At 59.0% G+C, this 16,861-nt stretch carries 16 protein-coding genes and 2 pseudogenes; 6 read left to right on the forward strand and 12 right to left on the reverse strand.

Annotation, left to right across the window (positions count from 1 at the left end; all coding sequences use genetic code 11):
* Window position 1: 1 nt before the first annotated feature.
* Window positions 2-1,447, forward strand: coding sequence for a metalloprotease TldD (gene tldD / locus AU511_RS12230; protein WP_094100715.1), 1,446 nt, complete (start codon window positions 2-4; stop codon window positions 1,445-1,447).
* 36 nt (window positions 1,448-1,483) lie between these two features.
* On the opposite strand, the gene aaeR is transcribed toward tldD, so the two are convergent.
* Window positions 1,484-2,422, reverse strand: coding sequence for an HTH-type transcriptional activator AaeR (gene aaeR / locus AU511_RS12235; RefSeq protein WP_094109855.1), 939 nt, complete (start codon window positions 2,420-2,422; stop codon window positions 1,484-1,486).
* Window positions 2,423-2,736: 314 nt separating this feature from the next.
* Here aaeR and aaeX point away from each other — a divergent pair, with 314 nt between their 5' ends.
* From aaeX to AU511_RS12255, 4 genes are all read left to right on the forward strand, one after another.
* A complete protein-coding gene (gene aaeX / locus AU511_RS12240) occupies window positions 2,737-2,940 on the forward strand; it encodes a p-hydroxybenzoic acid efflux pump operon protein AaeX (RefSeq protein WP_085685930.1) in 204 nt (67 codons plus the stop codon).
* A 7-nt stretch (window positions 2,941-2,947) separates the two neighbouring features.
* Window positions 2,948-3,895 (forward strand): p-hydroxybenzoic acid efflux pump subunit AaeA, encoded by a 948-nt coding sequence (gene aaeA / locus AU511_RS12245; protein WP_240503823.1) that lies wholly within the window; start codon window positions 2,948-2,950, stop codon window positions 3,893-3,895.
* Between the two features lie 9 nt (window positions 3,896-3,904).
* Window positions 3,905-5,863, forward strand: a complete 1,959-nt coding sequence (gene aaeB / locus AU511_RS12250; RefSeq protein ID WP_094109856.1) for a p-hydroxybenzoic acid efflux pump subunit AaeB — start codon at window positions 3,905-3,907, stop codon at window positions 5,861-5,863.
* Window positions 5,864-6,016: 153 nt separating this feature from the next.
* The gene (locus tag AU511_RS12255; protein ID WP_094109857.1) at window positions 6,017-6,649 is read left to right on the forward strand and encodes a LysE family translocator; all 633 of its coding nucleotides are present in this window, start codon (window positions 6,017-6,019) and stop codon (window positions 6,647-6,649) included.
* 49 nt (window positions 6,650-6,698) lie between these two features.
* On the opposite strand, the gene yjgA is transcribed toward AU511_RS12255, so the two are convergent.
* On the reverse strand, window positions 6,699-7,253 hold the full coding sequence (gene yjgA, locus AU511_RS12260) for a ribosome biogenesis factor YjgA (protein WP_094109858.1): 555 nt from the start codon (window positions 7,251-7,253) through the stop codon (window positions 6,699-6,701).
* Between the two features lie 191 nt (window positions 7,254-7,444).
* Here yjgA and pmbA point away from each other — a divergent pair, with 191 nt between their 5' ends.
* Complete coding sequence (pmbA, locus tag AU511_RS12265; RefSeq protein ID WP_094109859.1) at window positions 7,445-8,785, forward strand: metalloprotease PmbA; 1,341 nt, start codon at window positions 7,445-7,447, stop codon at window positions 8,783-8,785.
* Between the two features lie 38 nt (window positions 8,786-8,823).
* On the opposite strand, the gene phnP is transcribed toward pmbA, so the two are convergent.
* The 10 genes and pseudogenes from phnP to AU511_RS12315 form a co-directional block, all read right to left on the reverse strand.
* Complete coding sequence (gene phnP / locus AU511_RS12270) at window positions 8,824-9,597, reverse strand: phosphonate metabolism protein PhnP (protein WP_240503824.1); 774 nt, start codon at window positions 9,595-9,597, stop codon at window positions 8,824-8,826.
* The gene (phnN, locus tag AU511_RS12275) at window positions 9,587-10,150 is read right to left on the reverse strand and encodes a ribose 1,5-bisphosphokinase (protein WP_094109860.1); all 564 of its coding nucleotides are present in this window, start codon (window positions 10,148-10,150) and stop codon (window positions 9,587-9,589) included. The genes phnP and phnN overlap by 11 nt, the downstream gene beginning before the upstream one ends.
* Window position 10,151: 1 nt before the next feature.
* Complete coding sequence (phnM, locus tag AU511_RS12280; protein WP_094109861.1) at window positions 10,152-11,288, reverse strand: alpha-D-ribose 1-methylphosphonate 5-triphosphate diphosphatase; 1,137 nt, start codon at window positions 11,286-11,288, stop codon at window positions 10,152-10,154.
* Window positions 11,278-11,993: pseudogene (gene phnL / locus AU511_RS12285) on the reverse strand (phosphonate C-P lyase system protein PhnL). The gene phnM and the pseudogene phnL overlap by 11 nt, the downstream one beginning before the upstream one ends.
* A gap of 28 nt (window positions 11,994-12,021) precedes the next feature.
* Window positions 12,022-12,815 (reverse strand): annotated as a pseudogene (phnK, locus tag AU511_RS12290) (phosphonate C-P lyase system protein PhnK).
* Window positions 12,802-13,683, reverse strand: coding sequence for an alpha-D-ribose 1-methylphosphonate 5-phosphate C-P-lyase PhnJ (locus AU511_RS12295; RefSeq protein ID WP_094109862.1), 882 nt, complete (start codon window positions 13,681-13,683; stop codon window positions 12,802-12,804). Before AU511_RS12295 ends, phnK begins: the two are co-directional and overlap by 14 nt.
* On the reverse strand, window positions 13,673-14,779 hold the full coding sequence (locus AU511_RS12300) for a carbon-phosphorus lyase complex subunit (protein ID WP_027063956.1): 1,107 nt from the start codon (window positions 14,777-14,779) through the stop codon (window positions 13,673-13,675). The genes AU511_RS12295 and AU511_RS12300 overlap by 11 nt, the downstream gene beginning before the upstream one ends.
* Complete coding sequence (gene phnH, locus AU511_RS12305) at window positions 14,779-15,381, reverse strand: phosphonate C-P lyase system protein PhnH (protein ID WP_094109863.1); 603 nt, start codon at window positions 15,379-15,381, stop codon at window positions 14,779-14,781. The genes AU511_RS12300 and phnH overlap by 1 nt, the downstream gene beginning before the upstream one ends.
* Before the next feature lie 2 nt (window positions 15,382-15,383).
* Window positions 15,384-15,827, reverse strand: coding sequence for a phosphonate C-P lyase system protein PhnG (gene phnG / locus AU511_RS12310; protein WP_205756451.1), 444 nt, complete (start codon window positions 15,825-15,827; stop codon window positions 15,384-15,386).
* Between the two features lie 3 nt (window positions 15,828-15,830).
* Window positions 15,831-16,730, reverse strand: coding sequence for an NAD(P)-dependent oxidoreductase (locus AU511_RS12315; protein WP_094109865.1), 900 nt, complete (start codon window positions 16,728-16,730; stop codon window positions 15,831-15,833).
* Window positions 16,731-16,861 lie beyond the last annotated feature (131 nt).

Here is a 16,861-nt window from a genome sequence, read left to right on the forward strand (position 1 = left end):
TATGAGTCTGACGTTAGTCAGTGAGCAATTACTCACAGCCAACAAGCTGAGCCTGAACGATTTACACGCGATCCTGGAGACGCTGAATGCGCGTCGTCTGGACTACGCCGATCTCTATTTCCAATCCAGCTACCATGAGTCTTGGGTATTGGAAGATCGCATCATCAAAGACGGTTCTTACCACATCGATCAGGGCGTGGGGATCCGGGCCGTCAGCGGCGAAAAAACGGGTTTCGCCTACGCCGACCAAATTACGTTGAACGCGCTGCAACAGAGCGCGCAGGCGGCCCGCAGCATCGTGAGAGAACAGGGCGACGGACGTGTGCATGCGTTGGGCGAGTCGGCGCATCGGGCGCTGTATCCGAGCCAGAACCCGCTAGATAGCCTGACGCGAGAAGAGAAAATCGCCCTGCTGCAGCGCGTGGATGCGACCGCGCGTGCGGAAGACGCCCGCGTGCAGGAAGTTAGCGCCAGCCTGACCGGCGTGTATGAACTGGTGCTGGTGGCGGCCACCGATGGCACGCTGGCCGCGGATATTCGTCCGCTGGTGCGCCTGTCCGTCAGCGTGTTGGTGGAGCAGGACGGCAAGCGTGAACGCGGCTCCAGCGGCGGCGGCGCGCGTACCGGTTACGACTATTTCTGGCAGTTGGTGGACGGCGAAGCGCGGGCGGAAGCCTGGGCGAAAGAAGCCGTACGCATGGCGCTGATCAACCTTTCCGCCGTCGCGGCGCCCGCGGGCTCGATGCCTGTCGTGTTGGGCGCGGGCTGGCCGGGCGTACTGCTGCATGAAGCGGTCGGTCACGGTCTGGAAGGCGACTTTAATCGTCGCGGCACCTCCGTATTCAGCGGCCAGATGGGCAAACTGGTGGCCTCAGAATTGTGTACCGTGGTGGATGACGGGACGATGGAAGGCCGTCGCGGCTCACTGGCGATGGACGATGAAGGCGTACCGGGTCAGTACAACGTGCTGATCGAGAACGGCGTGTTGAAGGGTTACATGCAGGACAAGCTCAACGCGCGCCTGATGGGCGTCGCGCCGACCGGCAACGGTCGCCGTGAGTCCTATGCGCATCTGCCGATGCCGCGTATGACCAATACCTACATGCTGGACGGGAAGTCGACGCCGGAAGAGATCATCGCCAGCGTCGACTACGGCCTGTATGCGCCGAACTTCGGCGGCGGTCAGGTCGATATCACCTCCGGCAAGTTTGTGTTCTCGACGTCGGAGGCGTATCTGATAGAAAAAGGCCGCATCACCAAGCCGGTCAAAGGCGCGACGCTGATTGGCTCCGGGATCGAAGCCATGCAGCAAATCTCGATGGTGGGCAACGATCTCTCGCTGGACATGGGCGTCGGCGTTTGCGGTAAAGAAGGCCAGAGCCTGCCGGTCGGCGTCGGTCAGCCGACTTTGAAGCTGGACAGCCTGACGGTAGGCGGCACGGCTTAATCTCCCTCCGTTCTCCTCCGTCGTCTCGGCGTGCTGTCAGGGCGCCGACGACGGAGGCGTCTCCTGGCGATACCCTTGATAGGTCAGCGCCACTTTTTTAAAGTACTCTGTCAGATAATTAATGCACACCTGCACCTTCAGCGGCAGATGGTCCTTTCGCGTGTATAACGCATAGACCGGACGCGGATCGGAGTGGTAGTGGGAAAACAGAATCTCCACCTCACCGCGTTTAATCTCCTCCAAGACCCACATTAACGGCACATGTGAAATGCCCGCACCGTGCTTGAGCCAGCGGATTAGCGTCTGGGAATCATTGGTGACGAAACGCCCCTGCGGTTTCAGACGCGTCGTTAATCCTTCCGGCGAGATCAGCTCAAATTCGCTGTCGGGCCGCACGCTGTATTCCAACCAGGAAAAGTTGTCGATGTCGGACAGTTTCTCCGGCGCACCGTTCTGCGTCAGGTAGCTTTTGGCAGCACAGACCACCATCGGCATCGAACCCAGACGGGTGGAAAACAGGCTGGAATCTTGCAGCGACCCGACGCGAATCACGATATCCAGACCGTCGGCGATCAGGTCCGGCGCGGGGATACCGCTGACCAGATTGACGGACAGCCCCGGATACTCCTTCAGCATTTCCGCCGTCATCGTCGCCAATACGTTCTGAGCCATGGTCGAGGTGCTGCCGATACGCAGCGTGCCGATCGGCGTATTGGTAAACGCATACAGCTGATCGTGAACTTCATGCGCTTCGACCAACATACGACGGCAGCCGTGGTAATAGATTTTCCCCGCCTCGGTCAGCCCGATGCTGCGCGTACTGCGGTTCAGCAGCTTCACCTGTAACGCATTTTCCAGCTTGGTCACCGTTTGACTGACGGCGGAGACGCTCATTTTCAACTGCCGGGCGGCGGAGGTGAATGAACCGAACTCCACCACTTTGGCGAAGACAGTCATGCTTTTTAATCGTTCCATTGTTAAGCCTGGCTTAAAAGTGATTTAGATCACGCTGGGTAGATAAGGTCATAATAAACATCCATAATGAGGCGTGTCTAAGCAGGAAGCGCGGTGTTCTCCTCGCCGTATTCCTGCCTTTGTTACCTCAATGAATGAAAAAGTAAGCGCTTCATCATACCGATCATTCGTTACGTGTGTTCTTCATATTGTTATCAGTCTTGCTGTGTCTTCCCCTCGCTTGCAGTCAATGGCTGCGGGCGGAGGTTTTTTTTGGTTATTTGCTATGCTGCTTACAGGGCGTATCGCGCATCAGAGTGAGAGATAAGAAAAAGATGAATTCGCTTCCTGTTATGGTTCTGTTCGGCCTATCGTTCCCGCCGGTATTTTTTGTCCTGCTGGTATCGCTGGCGCTGTTTTATCTTTGTCTCCGTCTGCTGCAGCCGACCGGGATCTACGATGTCGTCTGGCATCCCGCGCTGTTCAACACCGCGTTGTTCTGCTGTCTGTTTTATTTGCTGTTCCGTTTCGGTCTTTGAGGTCGTTGTGAATACATCCGCTCTGACAATCTATCTGAAAAAATTTGCCCGTATCGCGATTACGCTGGTGCTGGTCCTATTGGCCATCATGGCGATTGTGCGTGTATGGGCGTTCTACACCGAGTCCCCCTGGACCCGCGACGCGCGATTCACCGCCGATATTGTCGCTATCGCGCCCGACGTCAGCGGACTGCTGACCGCCGTCAACGTTCACGATAACCAACTGGTCAAGAAAGGCGACATCCTGTTTGAAGTCGACAGACCTCGCTATCAGCAGGCGCTGGCCGAAGCGCGGGCGAACGTCGAATATTATCAATCGCTAGTCGTGGAGAAAAAACGGGAAGCAGGACGTCGTCTGAAACTCGGGACGCAGGCGCTGTCGCGTGAAGAGATCGAACAGTACGGCAACACGCTGGAAACCACGCAGCATCAGCTGGCGCAGGCGCAGGCCGCGCTGGAACTGGCTCAGCTCGACTTGGATCGCACCGTCGTTCGCGCCCCGTCGGATGGTTGGGTGACCAACCTGAATCTGCAAGTCGGTGAATTTATTACCCGTGGCGCGACCGTGGTCGCGCTGGTGAAAAAAGATTCCTATTACCTGTGGGCGTATATGGAAGAGACCAAGCTGGGCGGCGTTCGTCCCGGCTTGCGGGTGGAAATCACGCCGCTCGGCAGCAACCAAATTTTGTACGGCACCGTGGATAGCGTGGCGGCGGCGGTGACTAACAGCAATATCACCACCGACAGCAGCGGTTTGGCGACGGTCGACTCTAATCTAGAGTGGGTGCGGTTGGCGCAACGCGTGCCGGTGAAGATTCGGTTGGACCAACAGAGGGGTAACCTTTACCCGGCGGGCACCACTGCGACGGTCGTGGTCACAGGGGAAAAAACGGAGCATACGAAATCAATGTCGCCGATGTTGAAACTGATGCACCGGCTGCGCGAGTTCGGGTAAGGCACCGTCATGTTCAATTTTCCCGGATTCATCCGGCTACGATTTGCCTTCAAGCTGAGTTTTGCGATCCTGCTCTCGCTCATGCTCGGCTTCTATATGCAACTGGAAACCCCGCGCTGGGCGGTGCTGACCGCCGCGATCGTGGCCGCCGGGCCCGCTTTCGCCGCTGGCGGGGAGCCGTTTTCGGGCGCCATTCGCTATCGTGGGCTGCTGCGTATTCTGGGAACGTTTATCGGCTGTATCGGGGCGCTGGTCATTATTGTCAGTACGGCGCGCGCGCCGGTCGTGATGCTGATGCTGAGCTGCCTGTGGGCGGGCGCCTGCGTGTGGATTTCCTCGCTGGTGCGGGTGGAAAACTCCTACGCTTTTGGACTGGCGGGCTACACCGCGCTGATTATCGTCGTGACGACGCAGAGCACGCCGCTTCAGGCGCCGCAGTTCGCCGTCGAACGCTGCAGCGAGATCGTGCTCGGCATCATGTGCGCCATCCTGGCGGATCTGCTGTTCTCTCCGCGATCTATTAAACAAGATATCGATCGAGCGATGAAAGCGCTGCTGTTGGATCAGTTCCAGCTGTTGCAACGTTGCGTGTCCGGCGCCTCGAAAGAGGATCTGGATGCTCACTGGCACGCGCTGGTGCGTAATACCCAGTCGCTGAACGGCATGCGCAGCCAGCTGCGCGTCGAGTCGTCCCGCTGGCAGCCCAGCAACCTGCGCCTCAAAAGCATGGTGACCCAGTCCTGGCTGATGATCACTCAAGCCTGCGAAACTTACCTGATCCTGCAAGACAGTGAAGCGTCGATCAATGGCGCACTGTCTGTGCTGCTGGAGCAGCCTGTCACGACGCCGGAAGAAGGTCGTCAGCGTTTACGGCAGCTGCGTTATCTGGTGGCCGTCAACGGCGCCAGCCTGCCGCCGTCGCTGGTCGGTTGGGTCGCGACGGCGACGCGTTACCATCTCCTGATGCGGGGAGTACAGAACAACGGTCGCATCAACCGCATTGAGGCGGATGCGCTGACGGCGGATGCGGCGGTTAAAGCCACGTCGGCAGAAACGCATCACGCCATGATCAACGGGGTGCGGACCTGGGCGGCCACCACCTTGGGGTGCCTGTTCTGGCTGGTGACGGGATGGAACTCCGGCAGCGTCTGCATGGTGATGCTCGCTGTCGTCACCGCGCTGGCGATGCGCCTGCCCAATCCGCGCATGATGGCCAAGGATTTTTTGGTCGGGACGCTGTTCGCGCTGCCGCTCGGTTCGTTTATGTTTATGCTGGTGCTACCCGCCACGCAGCAAAGTCAGCTGTTGCTGTGTCTCAGCCTCGGCCTCATGGCGTTCTTCATCGGTATCGAGGTACAGAAACGACGGCTGGGATCGCTGGCATCGCTGGCAACGACCATCAACATTCTGGTGTTGGATAACCCGATGACCTTCGATATCGCGCAGTTCCTGGACAGCGCTATTGGGCAAGTTATCGGCTGCTTCCTGGCTTATTTGGTCATTTTGCTGATTCGGGACAACTCGCTGGCCTGGACGGGACGGACGCTGATGAACCGCTTCGTTTTCGGCGCGGTGTCGGCATTGAATACGCGTCAGCAGCGGCGGCAGGACAATTATCTGCCCGCGCTGTATCAATACCTGTTTTTGCTGCTGAACCGCTTTCCGGGCGATATCGCCAAATATCGGCTGGCGCTGTCGCTGATCATTGCGCATCAGGGGCTGCGGCAACTGGCTATTCCCGTCAGCGAAACGCTGGTGGCTCACCACCGGCAGCTGCGGGCGACGGCGGGCCGCGTGATCAAGGCAAAGCAGGATACGGTGCGTAGCCGCTACTTCACGCAGTTGCTGGCGGAGATGGACGCGTATCAGCAGGCTTTGCTGGAGCATCAGGTGGCGGAGAAAACGATCGCCTCGGTCAGCCGTCTGATCGCGTTGCTGCGACGAAATCAAAATGCGTTTATCGGCTAACGACGCCGCCAAAGCGTCTTCACGCCGTCCCTCCCGGCTGGCTATCTCTGTTAAAGCGGACGGTGTAGTATCTTCTGAACCTTTTTTGACTGACTTTATCCACCGTAACGTGCGTGGCGACACGCGCAGCTGACGTACAGGTAACGACGTATTATGACTTTGCACCTTTGGTTGGTTTACACCGGCGTGATCGTGGCGCTGATCGCCATTCCCGGCCCGTCTGCGCTCATCAGCATGACGCATGGTCTGCGCTATGGACAACGACGGGCAATCGCTACTATTGCGGGCGGGGCGTGTGCCGCCTTGCTGCTGATGACCGGCTCTGCGCTCGGATTGGGAGCGATCCTCGCGGCGTCGACGACGGCGTTTATGCTGCTGAAGGTGGTGGGCGCGGCTTATCTTATCTGGTTGGGGATTTCGGCGTGGCGGGCCAAAACCGGCCCGGCGACAGAAACCGAAAGCGTAGCGCTCCCGGTCGATGAACCCGGCGCATTCACGCTGTTCAGACGCGGTTTCACGGTGGGCATCAGCAATCCGAAAGATCTGCTGTTCTTCGCGGCGTTGTTTCCCAACTTCATCGACACCAGCGTGCCGCAGGCAAGTCAGTTTGCGCTGCTGGCGCTGACCTGGACGGTGTTGGATTGCAGCATCATGTTTTGTTACGCCTGCATGGGAAAACGCGTGTCTTCCCTGTTTGCGCACCCGAAACGTCTGCGGATGTTCAACCGCGCGTCCGGTTCACTGTTTATCTTTGCGGGCACTGCGCTGGCGGCATCGGCTAAGTAGCGATAAGGCGGACCGGCGGCGAGGAGCACGCCAGCTGCCGGTCACGGCTTCACGCTTCGGTTTCGGCCAGTTCGCGCAGATACTGATACAGCTGACGGGAAGATTTCGGGGGCTTGTTCGCGGCCTTTTCTTTTTGGGCGTTCCGCAGTAACGAGCGCAGTTGCTGGCGATCGGCCCGCGGATAAAGCGTCAGCACGTCGCTGATGGCGTCGTCGCCATCCGCCAGCAGGCGGTCACGCAGTTGCTCCAGCTTATGGAACAGCGCCACCTGTTGGTTATGACGATTCTTCAGTTTATCCAGCGCCAGTTGAATAGGTTCCGGATCGCGCGCGCGCAGCATTTTGCCGATCAGCTGCAGCTGACGTCGGCGACCTTCTTTCTTGATGCGCTGAGCCAGCTCGACGGCGGCCAGCAGCTCTTCATCCAGCGGGATGCGTTCGAGGGCATTTTTCCCCAGGGCGACCAGTTCCGCCCCAAGATCTTTCAGGGCTTCCGCATCGCGTTTGATTTCGCTTTTGCTGACCCAGATAATTTCGTCGTCGTCGTCTTCTTCCTGGCTGGTAGGCGGGACGTCGTCCTGCCAGTCTTCGGGGTGTTTATTCATGCGTGGTTTCCTCAAAAAGAGGTCGATCCTATCAGGTTATGGCTTGCTGCGAAATTGTCGGCAGATCCTGTTAGACTCAAGGATATCACGCTACCTCTTTATTACGCAGAGGTATGGCACGAATCGCGCGCAGACGCGCCTCGTGACCGCCTACATTATCAGGATGTTTTCTTACTCATGATGGCGAATCAATGACAATTATCACTCAGGTTGCAGAGCAGCGAAAAACGCTGGAACAGGCAGTGGCGCAGGCGCTGGAGTTGGCCCGCGCCGGTTCGGACGCGGCGGAAGTCGCGGTGACCAAGACCACGGGGATCGGCGTCAGCACCCGCTATGGCGAGGTGGAAAATGTTGAATTCAACAGCGACGGCGCGTTGGGCATCACCGTCTACCATCAGCAGCGCAAAGGCAGCGCGTCCTCGACGGATCTCAGCCCGGAAGCCATTGCCCGTACGGTGCAGGCAGCGTTGGATATTGCCCGTTACACCTCGGTTGACCCTTTCGCGGGCCCGGCGGACGAAGCGCTGCTGGCGTTTGATGCGCCGGATCTCGATCTGTTTCATCCCGCTGAACTGGATGCGGAGCGCGGCATTGAGCTGGCGGCCCGCGCGGAACAGAGCGCGCTGCAGGCCGATGACCGCATCACCAATACGGAAGGCGGCAGCTTCAACAGCTACTACGGCGTCAAGGTCTTTGGCAACAGCCACGGCATGTTGCAAAGCTACTGCTCCAGCCGCCACTCCATGTCGAGCTGTGTGATTGCCGGCGAAGGCGGCAACATGCAGCGCGATTACGCATACACCATAGGCCGCGCGCTGGGCGATCTGGAAACGCCGGAGTGGGTGGGTCAGGAGTGCGCGCGCCGTACGCTATCGCGACTGGCCCCGCGTAAGCTGTCCACCATGCAGGCGCCGGTCATGTTCAGCGCAGAGGTGGCGACCGGCCTGTTCGGCCATCTGGTGGGCGCGATTAGCGGCAGCAGCGTTTATCGCAAATCGACGTTCCTGCTGGACCAGTTGGGCCAGCAAATCCTGCCGGAGTGGCTGACGATTCGTGAGTTGCCGCATCTGCGAAAAGGGCTGGCCTCCACGCCGTTCGACAGCGAAGGGGTACGCACCCAGGAGCGAGACATCGTGAAAGACGGCGTGCTGCAAACCTGGCTGATGACGTCCTATGCGGCGCGCAAACTGGGGATGCAGAGCACCGGACACGCGGGCGGTATCCATAACTGGCGCATCGCCGGACACGGTCTGGACTTCGATGGCATGCTGCGCGAGATGGGAACCGGCCTGCTGGTGACGGAACTGATGGGACAGGGCGTGAGCGGCGTGACCGGCGACTATTCGCGCGGCGCGGCCGGTTTTTGGGTAGAGAACGGTCAGATCCAGTATCCCGTCAGCGAAATCACCATCGCGGGCAATCTAAAGGACATGTTGCGCAACATTGTCACCGTTGGCGGCGATATCGAAACCCGCAGCAACATCCAGTGTGGTTCGGTCCTGCTGCCGGCCATGAAGATCGCCGGGGCATAATCCTCCCGACGCGCGGCGCTTGGTGCGTCGCGTGTCCGCTACAGTTTTAGCCTCAGCCCGTCGTACGCCGCCTGCACCTGCCTTGGCAACGGATGTGCCCGCAGCCAGCCGTCCAACGTATGACCGATATGCGTCAGGTACATTTTCCTCGGCTTTAATCGGTCGCAGATATCCAGCGCCAACGTCAGATCGTTGTGATTCCTCGGCGGCGTGGGCCGCGGCGGTTCGCTGCAATCGAGCACCAGATAGTCCACCGGGCGTCCGGCCAGAAAACGCGCGGTATCCTCCGGCAAATCCACGGTATCCGTGAGGTAGGCCAGCGAAGCATACTGTGTCTCAAACAGATATCCATAGGTTATCCTGGAGTGATTCAGGGGCAGCGGGGTGGTGGGCACGCGGCCGAACGCGACCGTCTCAAAGGGTTTTAGCGGCGGTTGAAATTGCAGTATACCGGGGTGCTGATAAAGATCGTCGCAGCCGTTCGGGTCGGGCGGGCCGAACACGGGAATCGGCTCACCGCAGCCCCAGCGCAGCGGGAAGAGTCCCTGAACGTGGTCCATGTGGTAATGGGTGAGTAGAAAGCGGCGAATCTCCCCGGCGCTGAAGCGGCTCTCCAGATCGGGCAAGCCCGCGTCAATCAGCGTCATTTCCCCGTGATCGATCAGCGCAGCGCAGCAGGCCCGCCGCCGCCGTTGCGGTGACGACCGAGCGCTCTGGCACACGGCGCAGTCACAGCCGAATGCGGGCACCTGTTGCGCGCCGCCGGTACCCAAAAAGTGAAATGTCGACATGTAGCGCTTCTCACCAGGCATTCTCTTTTTTCTCCGTCTGAGACAGCAACTGCCAGAATTGCGCCAGCGTCTGGGGCAGCGGACCGTTGTTTAGCAGGATGGCGCAGTCTGAGGGTACATGGCGCTGCTGCTCCTGCGCCCGCTGCATCCGCGCTTCAATCTGACCTGCATTTTCGCGTCCGCGCGTCAGCAGTCGTTGGCGCAGGATCGGCGGCGAGACCGCCAGACAGAGCGGAAACAGCCGCGATCTGTAAAGTCGTTGCGCCCGTTTCAGGTCACCCCGCGAACCATTGACGACCACATCCAGCCCCCGCGCCAGCCAAAGATCGATCTCGATTCCGATGGCGTAGTGGTTATGATGCGCCTGCCAGTGCAGCGCGAACAGTCCGTGACGACACCGTTGGCCAAACTCGTTGTCCGTGAGCGAAACGTGGTTTTCTCCGGGCAGATCGGCAGGCCGCGTGATGTAGCGGTGAGCGACCAGCAGGCGCTTCGGCGAGCTGGCGCGTATCGCATCCAGCAGACTGTCCTTTCCTGAGCCCGAGGGGCCTATCAAATAGATCAATCTGCTCATATCAGAATACCTGCTCGCCTTGTCGCCACACCCGTTGCAGCGCCGTCTGCGGACCATGACGACGGACCAGAACCAGGTCCGCGCGCTTTCCCTCGGCGATCACGCCCCGGTCATTCAGATGCAGAGCCTGCGCCGGGTTACGGCTGACCAATGCGATAGCTTGGGACAGGCTGTAAGGGTTGCGCTCGTCCTCGGCTATCATAAAGGCGGCCTCCAACAGGCTGGAGGGATAGTAGTCCGAGGAGAGCATCTCCAGCAGCCCTTCTTCCGCCAACTGATGCGCAGCGACGTTGCCCGAGTGGGAGCCGCCGCAGATCACGTTGGGCGCGCCCATCAGCACCTGCATACCGACCCGACGGGCCGCGCGGGCGGCGATCGCCGTCGTGGGAAATTCGGCGATCGCCACGCCGTGTCGATAGGCGTCCATGATGTGTTCTTCCGAGGCGTCGTCGTGACTGGCCAACGTGATCCCTTTCGCCCGGCACAGATTGACAATGTCTTTGCGGTTGGACTGGGACCAGCGCTGCGAGCCTTCAATCTGTTCCGCTTCGAACTGCGCCATGTCTTCATCGTTCAGGTGGTATTTGCCTTTGTAGTACGCGTGATACTTCTCCCGTGAGGCGAACTGGCGCTGCCCCGGCGAGTGATCCATCAATGACACCAGCGTGACCGGCGGCAGATCGCACAGCTGTTCAAACAGCGGCAGCGTATCCTTATGCGGCAGTTCGCAGCGCAGGTGCAGTAAATGCTCGGCGCGGTTCAGGCCGGCTTTCTGCGTCGCGACCACCGTGTTGGTCATGTTGAGCAGGTTGTCGAGCCGGTGGCCCCCGTCCCGGACATCGCCCACGGCAATCGCATCTAACACGGTGGTGATCCCGCTGGCGATAATCGCGGCGTCGTGCGCGCGCATAGCGGACTCCTTCGGCCAGCTGACGCCGGGACGCGGGGTGAAGAATCTGTCGAGGTTGTCGGTATGCAGCTCAATCAGTCCGGGGAGCAGCCAGGCGCCGCCGCCGTCCAGCGCGCCGGGCAGGCGACTCGGCGCATCGCTGATGTGCTGAATCACACCCTGATGAACCAACAGCGATCCGCTGAGGATCTCATCCGACATCACCATACGTACGTTATTAATGATCATAGGGTTCTTCCTCCTGAGGCGCGGTAACGGGCATGGCATAGACGCGGTCCGACACCCGCTCCCGAACCTCTTCATCATGGAAAATACCGACGATGGCCGCGCCGCGCGCTTTGGCCTGGATAATGCACCGCGTGACGGCTTCGCGATTGACCGCATCCAACGAAGCCGTCGGCTCATCCAGCAGCAAAATGGGATAGTCGGCGATGAGCCGCGGGCAATATTGACTCGCTGCTGTTCGCCGCCGGAGAACGTGGCTGGTGCCAGCGACCACAGTCGCTCCGGCACATTCAGCCGAGTGAGCAGTTCACCGCCGCGGAGTTCGCTTTCCTGACGCGAGATGCCCCGTTCCAATAGGGGTTGGATGACGACGTTCAGCGTGCTGATCCGGGGAATAACCCGCAGGAACTGGCTGATCCAGCCGATCGTATAGCGGCGCGCGTCAAGAATATCGCGGGCGTCGGCCGAGACCATATCCACCCAACCGTGCTGATGGTGTGCGTAGATATGGCCGCTATCTGGCTGATAGTTGCCGTAGAGCGAACGCAGCAGCGTGGATTTACCACTGCCGGAATGGCCGTGGAGGGCGACGCACTCGCCGCTTTTGACTGTCAGATTGATATCTTTGAAAACCGGCAGACGAGTGCCCTGCTGGTTATGCAGTACGAAAGTTTTACTCACATGTTCAATACGTAGGCGAATATCCATTGACGGCGCCTCCTGGGTGATGGATCTGCTAGAGGATGGATGACACCAGCAGTTGGGTATAAGGATGATGAGGATCGTCCAGCACGCGGTCGGTCAATCCCTGTTCGACGACCTGTCCTTGTTTCATGACCAACAGCCGATGGGATAGTAGGCGCGCTACGCCCAGATCGTGGGTAACGATGACGACGGCCAGCTGCATGTCCGTCACCAGCGTACGCAGCAGGTCCAGCAGGCGAGCCTGCACCGAAACATCCAGTCCGCCGGTCGGCTCATCCATAAAAATGAGACGCGGCGAGGTCACCAGATTGCGGGCGATTTGCAGACGCTGCTGCATCCCGCCGGAGAAGGTGGTCGGCAAATCGTCCATGCGTTCTGCAGGCAACTCGACGTTGTTCATCCAGCGCGCGGCGTCTCGCGAATGTGGCCGTAATGGCGCTCGCCGATGGCCATCAGGCGTTCGCCGATATTGCCGCCGGCGGAGACCGCTGGCCGCAGCCCCAGCAGCGGATGCTGCCAGACCACGCCCCATTCTGTACGTATCAGCGCCCGACGCCGACGCTCGCTGATGTCATAAATCGGCAACGCCTGTTGCTGGCGATCCCGGTAGGTGACGCAGCCTTGTTGCGGCGTCAGACGGGCGGAAATCGCGTTCAGCAAGGTGGTTTTGCCTGAACCGGACTCTCCGACGATCCCGAGAACCTCACCCGGCCAGAGCTGGAACGAGACGTCCTGGAATCCTTTGCCCGGCGCATACAGATGGGTGAGTGAATCGACGGACAGCAGCGGCCCGTCGTCATTACGGGTGGGATTACGTGTTCCCATGCGCTTTCTCCTGGCTATCTTGTTGCTGCTGGCAATAGTCGGTATCCGAGCAGACAAACATGCGGCTACCCGCATCGTCGATCACCACTTCATCCAGAAAGCTGTCGCGCGAGCCGCAGATGGCGCACGGCTCATCCCAGTGCTGCACGGTGAAGGGATGATCGTCGAAGTCGAGGCTTTCGACGGGGGTATAAGGGGGAACCGCATAAATGTGTTTTTCGCGTCCGGCGCCGAACAGTTGCAGGGCCGGCATCATGTGCATCTTGGGATTGTCGAATTTGGGGATTGGGGAGGGGTCCATCACGTAGCGCTGATTGACCTTGACCGGATAAGCGTATGTGGTGGCGATGTGTCCGTAGCGCGCGATGTCCTCATACAACTTGACCTGCATGACGCCGTACTCTTCCAGCGCGTGCATTTTTTGGGTCTCCGTCTCCCTCGGCTCGATAAATCGAAGCGGCTCGGGAATCGGCACCTGGTAGACGATGATCTGGTCTTCCTTCAGCGGCGTCTCCGGTATTCGGTGCCGAGTCTGAACGATGGTCGCCTCTGCCGTTTTTTCCGCCGTTTTCACTTTCGCGACGGTGCGGAAGAAGTGACGGATAGAGACGGCGTTGGTGGTATCGTCCGCGCCCTGGTCGATGACCTTGAGGACATCGTCCGGTCCGATAATGCTGGCGGTCACCTGGATACCACCGGTTCCCCATCCGTAAGGCATGGGCATCTCCCGGCTGGCGAAAGGCACCTGATGGCCGGGGATGGCGATGGCTTTGAGTATGGCGCGACGGATCATGCCTTTGGTGTCCTCGTCCAGATAGGCATAGTTGTATGCGCTTTGTTCTACATCTTCAGCAGCGTTAGTCGTCATGATGTGGGCCTTCCTGCGTGGATGAATACTCCTGTCGAAGACGCTTGAGGAGTTCCAGTTCTGATTGAAAATCGACGTAATGGGGAAGTTTCAGGTGAGAGACAAAACCGGCCGCTTCGACATTGTCGACATGAGACAGAACAAACTCTTCATCCTGAGCCGGGCCCTGGGCTTCTTCGTGATAGTCGGCGGCCTGCAGCGCACGGTCCGCAAGGGCGACGGTAATCGCTTTGCGTTCGGCTCGCCCAAAGGCCAGCCCATAGCCGCGGGTGAAGTGCGGGGCCTGTTCCGTGGGTTTGATAAAGCCATTGACGGTTTCGCACTCCGTCACCAGGATGTCGCCGATTTCCACCGTCATATCCACTTCCTGAATGAACATCGTCACCGTGACCATGCCTGTGCGGATTTCGCCGACAAAAGGGTGATTGCGGCCATAGCCGCGCTGGGTGGAGTATCCCAGCGACAGCAAAAAACCCTCATCGCCGCGGATCAGCTGCTGTAGCCGCGCCGAACGCGGACACGGGTAGCTCGGCGGGGTGATGGTGATATCCGCCGGCTCTTCGTCGCGTTCGTCCACCGGCGGCACCAGCTCCTGCTGTGTCAGGAAGTGAAAGGCATGAGGAACCGTGTCCTCGGCCGGCGCCTCATCCTGTGTTTCCGGCACCGTCGGGGCGGTTGGCGGTTCGCCCTCCGCCAACAGCGTGAAGTCCAGCAGCCGATGGGTATAGTCGTAAGTCGGCCCCAAGAGTTGCCCGCCTGGAAGATCTTTGAAGATCGCGGAAATGCGCCTTTCCAGACGCATGGATGCCGTAGCCAGCGGTTCGCTCACCCCCCAGCGAGGCAGGGTGGAACGGTAGGCGCGCAGCAGAAAAATCGCTTCGACGAGATCGCCGCTAGCCTGCTTGATCGACAGCGCAGCCAGCTCGCGATCGTAGATATTGCCTTCGGTCATGACGCGGTCGACCGCCAGGCCGAGCTGCTGTTCTATCTGTTCACAGCTCAGCTCCGGGATCGTCGGCTGACCGCGTCGACGACAGGCTTGAAGTTGGTGTGCGGCTTCAATGGCTTTTTCACCGCCCTTCACTGCAACATACATCAGCACTCCTCCACTCGAGTGGTTCTGGGTATAGCGAGCAGCTTCTTGCCGGAGGTGAACAGAAAATCGAGACCCATCGGGAAAGGATGTGGCCGCTCGCAGAGATAGCGCCGTATCGCGCTGGGAAGATGCGGGGAGATGATTTTGACGTTATTTACGCCCGGGCCGCTTAGCTTGAGCAATCTCCCGTTGTTCAGTCCATCCACTTCCAGAATGAGGGTGGCTGATTTCTCCGGCTCGGCTTCGTTACCGCACGGGAAACACATCAGATCGTGTTGGATAGGTCGACTATCGAACGTGTTGGTTCTCCCGTTCAACAGAACGAAATACGCTTCTGCGGCATTGGAAGTGATCGGCACATTGGTGTGTAAACACAGCGTTCTCAGCAGGAGTGGATTGCTGATATTCCTGCCGATGAACAGCGGCGTCTTGGGACTGGTCAACGTTAACAGCACAGCGATGGTGGACGATGAAATGTTGCCCAGTCCTTCAATGCCAGGAACGGTCACAGTCACCCCGGGTTCGCTCATGGCTTTGACGATTTTTCTGAAGCAGGCTTGGGTGCCAAATACCGGATTGGCGAATCCATTCGACATGTTCATGATTATTCTCCTCTGACCAACGTGAAGAAGTTGACTCGACTGGGGGCGACTTCACGGCGCTGACGGTCATGTTCAGCTTGCTGTTGCTTGGCTAGAGGTGAAACCACACGCTTCCACAGTGGGTTGAAAGCGGACTGGGTTTGCAATAAAGCATCAATGAAGGCACAGCGTTCGGCATGGGGTTTGTCTCTGCCGACGATATAGCTGTAGCCGCAAATGCCGTCCTTAATTTGGACCGCCGCGCGGGTGACGGTCAGGTCGCCCACCATAAAACGCTGTCCTGTGGATTCCATGCGGCCTTGCAGTTGCAGCAGGCCGATCTCCGTCGGCCGCAGCAGCTGATAGTCAACGGCAATATTGAGGGGGTGCCAATATGACAGCAGTGCTTCGGCACGGCTGCGTGACAGTACGGACATCCAATAAGCGCGTTGCTCTTTTTTCGTCACCATTTACGCCTCCAGCTCTGGCTGTTGTGATTGCTTCGACAAATAGGCAAAACAGGCGGTCTGATCCTGTGGCGGCCTGAGGGCTTCGGCGGTTTTTAGGTAGATACGTTGGATAGGGGTGAAAAAGGTGCTGTGGACTGTCCGTTCTTGAAACAGGGCGTGAGCCAGATCCAGATCCTTGATACGGATAGCCAACGGCACGGAAATCAGGTCTGAGGGGTAAAGATAGCGGTTCAGCATCACGTCCATATAGGCGGAGCGACCTCGCCCCAGCGGAAGCGCTTTCTGCAATGTCGCCTGACTGATGCCGGACTTCTCGGCCAGCAGAATCGATTCTGCGGCGACCAGCAGGTGGACGGCTTCACAGTAGTTATTGATGACTTTCATGGTCTGTGCGGCACGGTTGCTGTCCATGACGACATAGTCGTCGCTCAGAGAGGAGAGCAGCGGGGGCAGGACATCGGCAAAGTCGGGCGGGATTGGGCCTACCCAGCAAGCCAGTTTGCCGGTGCGCGCCCCTTCGGGGCCTCCGGAGACGGGGGCTTCGACATACTGAGCGCCCTGTCGCTGGAAAAAAGCTTCCATCTGCTGGCTGTCCTGAGGTCCGATGGTACTGGTGTTGACGATAAGTGGCCGATGTTCCAGCAGTTTGCTTTCTATTTCCGGAAGGCAAAAAAGGGCTTTCATGGCCTGAGCATCAGTCAGGCAAGTCAGGATGACGGAGGGTTTGCGCGTGAATAACTGGCTGAGCGAATTCACCGCATGTATGCCGTTTCCGGTAAGGGCTTCGGCCTTACTTGCCGTGCGATTGTAAAGGCTGATGTTGTATTGGCATTGGCGTAGCCTGAGAGCCATCGCTTTTCCTAGTACGCCGACGCCAACCAGAGAAATGTGATTTGTCATATTGAGCATCCTTTCAACGCCACCGATACGGGTAAGGGTGGTAGGGGGTTATCAGCGGGAGTGAGCTGGCTGCGACAGGAAGTGCATAAAACAGGTTCGATTCTGAGAAGGCGATGTTGTGGGCCGTCCCA

It is taken from the genome of Lonsdalea iberica (assembly GCF_002111585.1).
Lineage (GTDB): Bacteria > Pseudomonadota > Gammaproteobacteria > Enterobacterales > Enterobacteriaceae > Lonsdalea > Lonsdalea iberica.

Bases quoted from the DNA above. Each gene is read 5' to 3' on its own strand.
- phnM (WP_094109861.1), bottom strand. From the start codon at position 11,288: ATGATCATTAATAACGTACGTATGGTGATGTCGGATGAGATCCTCAGC.
- AU511_RS12295 (WP_094109862.1), bottom strand. From the start codon at position 13,683: ATGACGACTAACGCTGCTGAAGATGTAGAACAAAGCGCATACAACTAT.
- aaeR (WP_094109855.1), bottom strand. From the start codon at position 2,422: ATGGAACGATTAAAAAGCATGACTGTCTTCGCCAAAGTGGTGGAGTTC.
- phnP (WP_240503824.1), bottom strand. From the start codon at position 9,597: ATGCCTGGTGAGAAGCGCTACATGTCGACATTTCACTTTTTGGGTACC.
- aaeX (WP_085685930.1), top strand. From the start codon at position 2,737: ATGAATTCGCTTCCTGTTATGGTTCTGTTCGGCCTATCGTTCCCGCCG.
- aaeB (WP_094109856.1), top strand. From the start codon at position 3,905: ATGTTCAATTTTCCCGGATTCATCCGGCTACGATTTGCCTTCAAGCTG.
- pmbA (WP_094109859.1), top strand. From the start codon at position 7,445: ATGACAATTATCACTCAGGTTGCAGAGCAGCGAAAAACGCTGGAACAG.
- tldD (WP_094100715.1), top strand. From the start codon at position 2: ATGAGTCTGACGTTAGTCAGTGAGCAATTACTCACAGCCAACAAGCTG.
- AU511_RS12315 (WP_094109865.1), bottom strand. From the start codon at position 16,730: ATGACAAATCACATTTCTCTGGTTGGCGTCGGCGTACTAGGAAAAGCG.
- AU511_RS12255 (WP_094109857.1), top strand. From the start codon at position 6,017: ATGACTTTGCACCTTTGGTTGGTTTACACCGGCGTGATCGTGGCGCTG.
- yjgA (WP_094109858.1), bottom strand. From the start codon at position 7,253: ATGAATAAACACCCCGAAGACTGGCAGGACGACGTCCCGCCTACCAGC.
- phnN (WP_094109860.1), bottom strand. From the start codon at position 10,150: ATGAGCAGATTGATCTATTTGATAGGCCCCTCGGGCTCAGGAAAGGAC.
- phnH (WP_094109863.1), bottom strand. From the start codon at position 15,381: ATGAACATGTCGAATGGATTCGCCAATCCGGTATTTGGCACCCAAGCC.
- AU511_RS12300 (WP_027063956.1), bottom strand. From the start codon at position 14,779: ATGTATGTTGCAGTGAAGGGCGGTGAAAAAGCCATTGAAGCCGCACAC.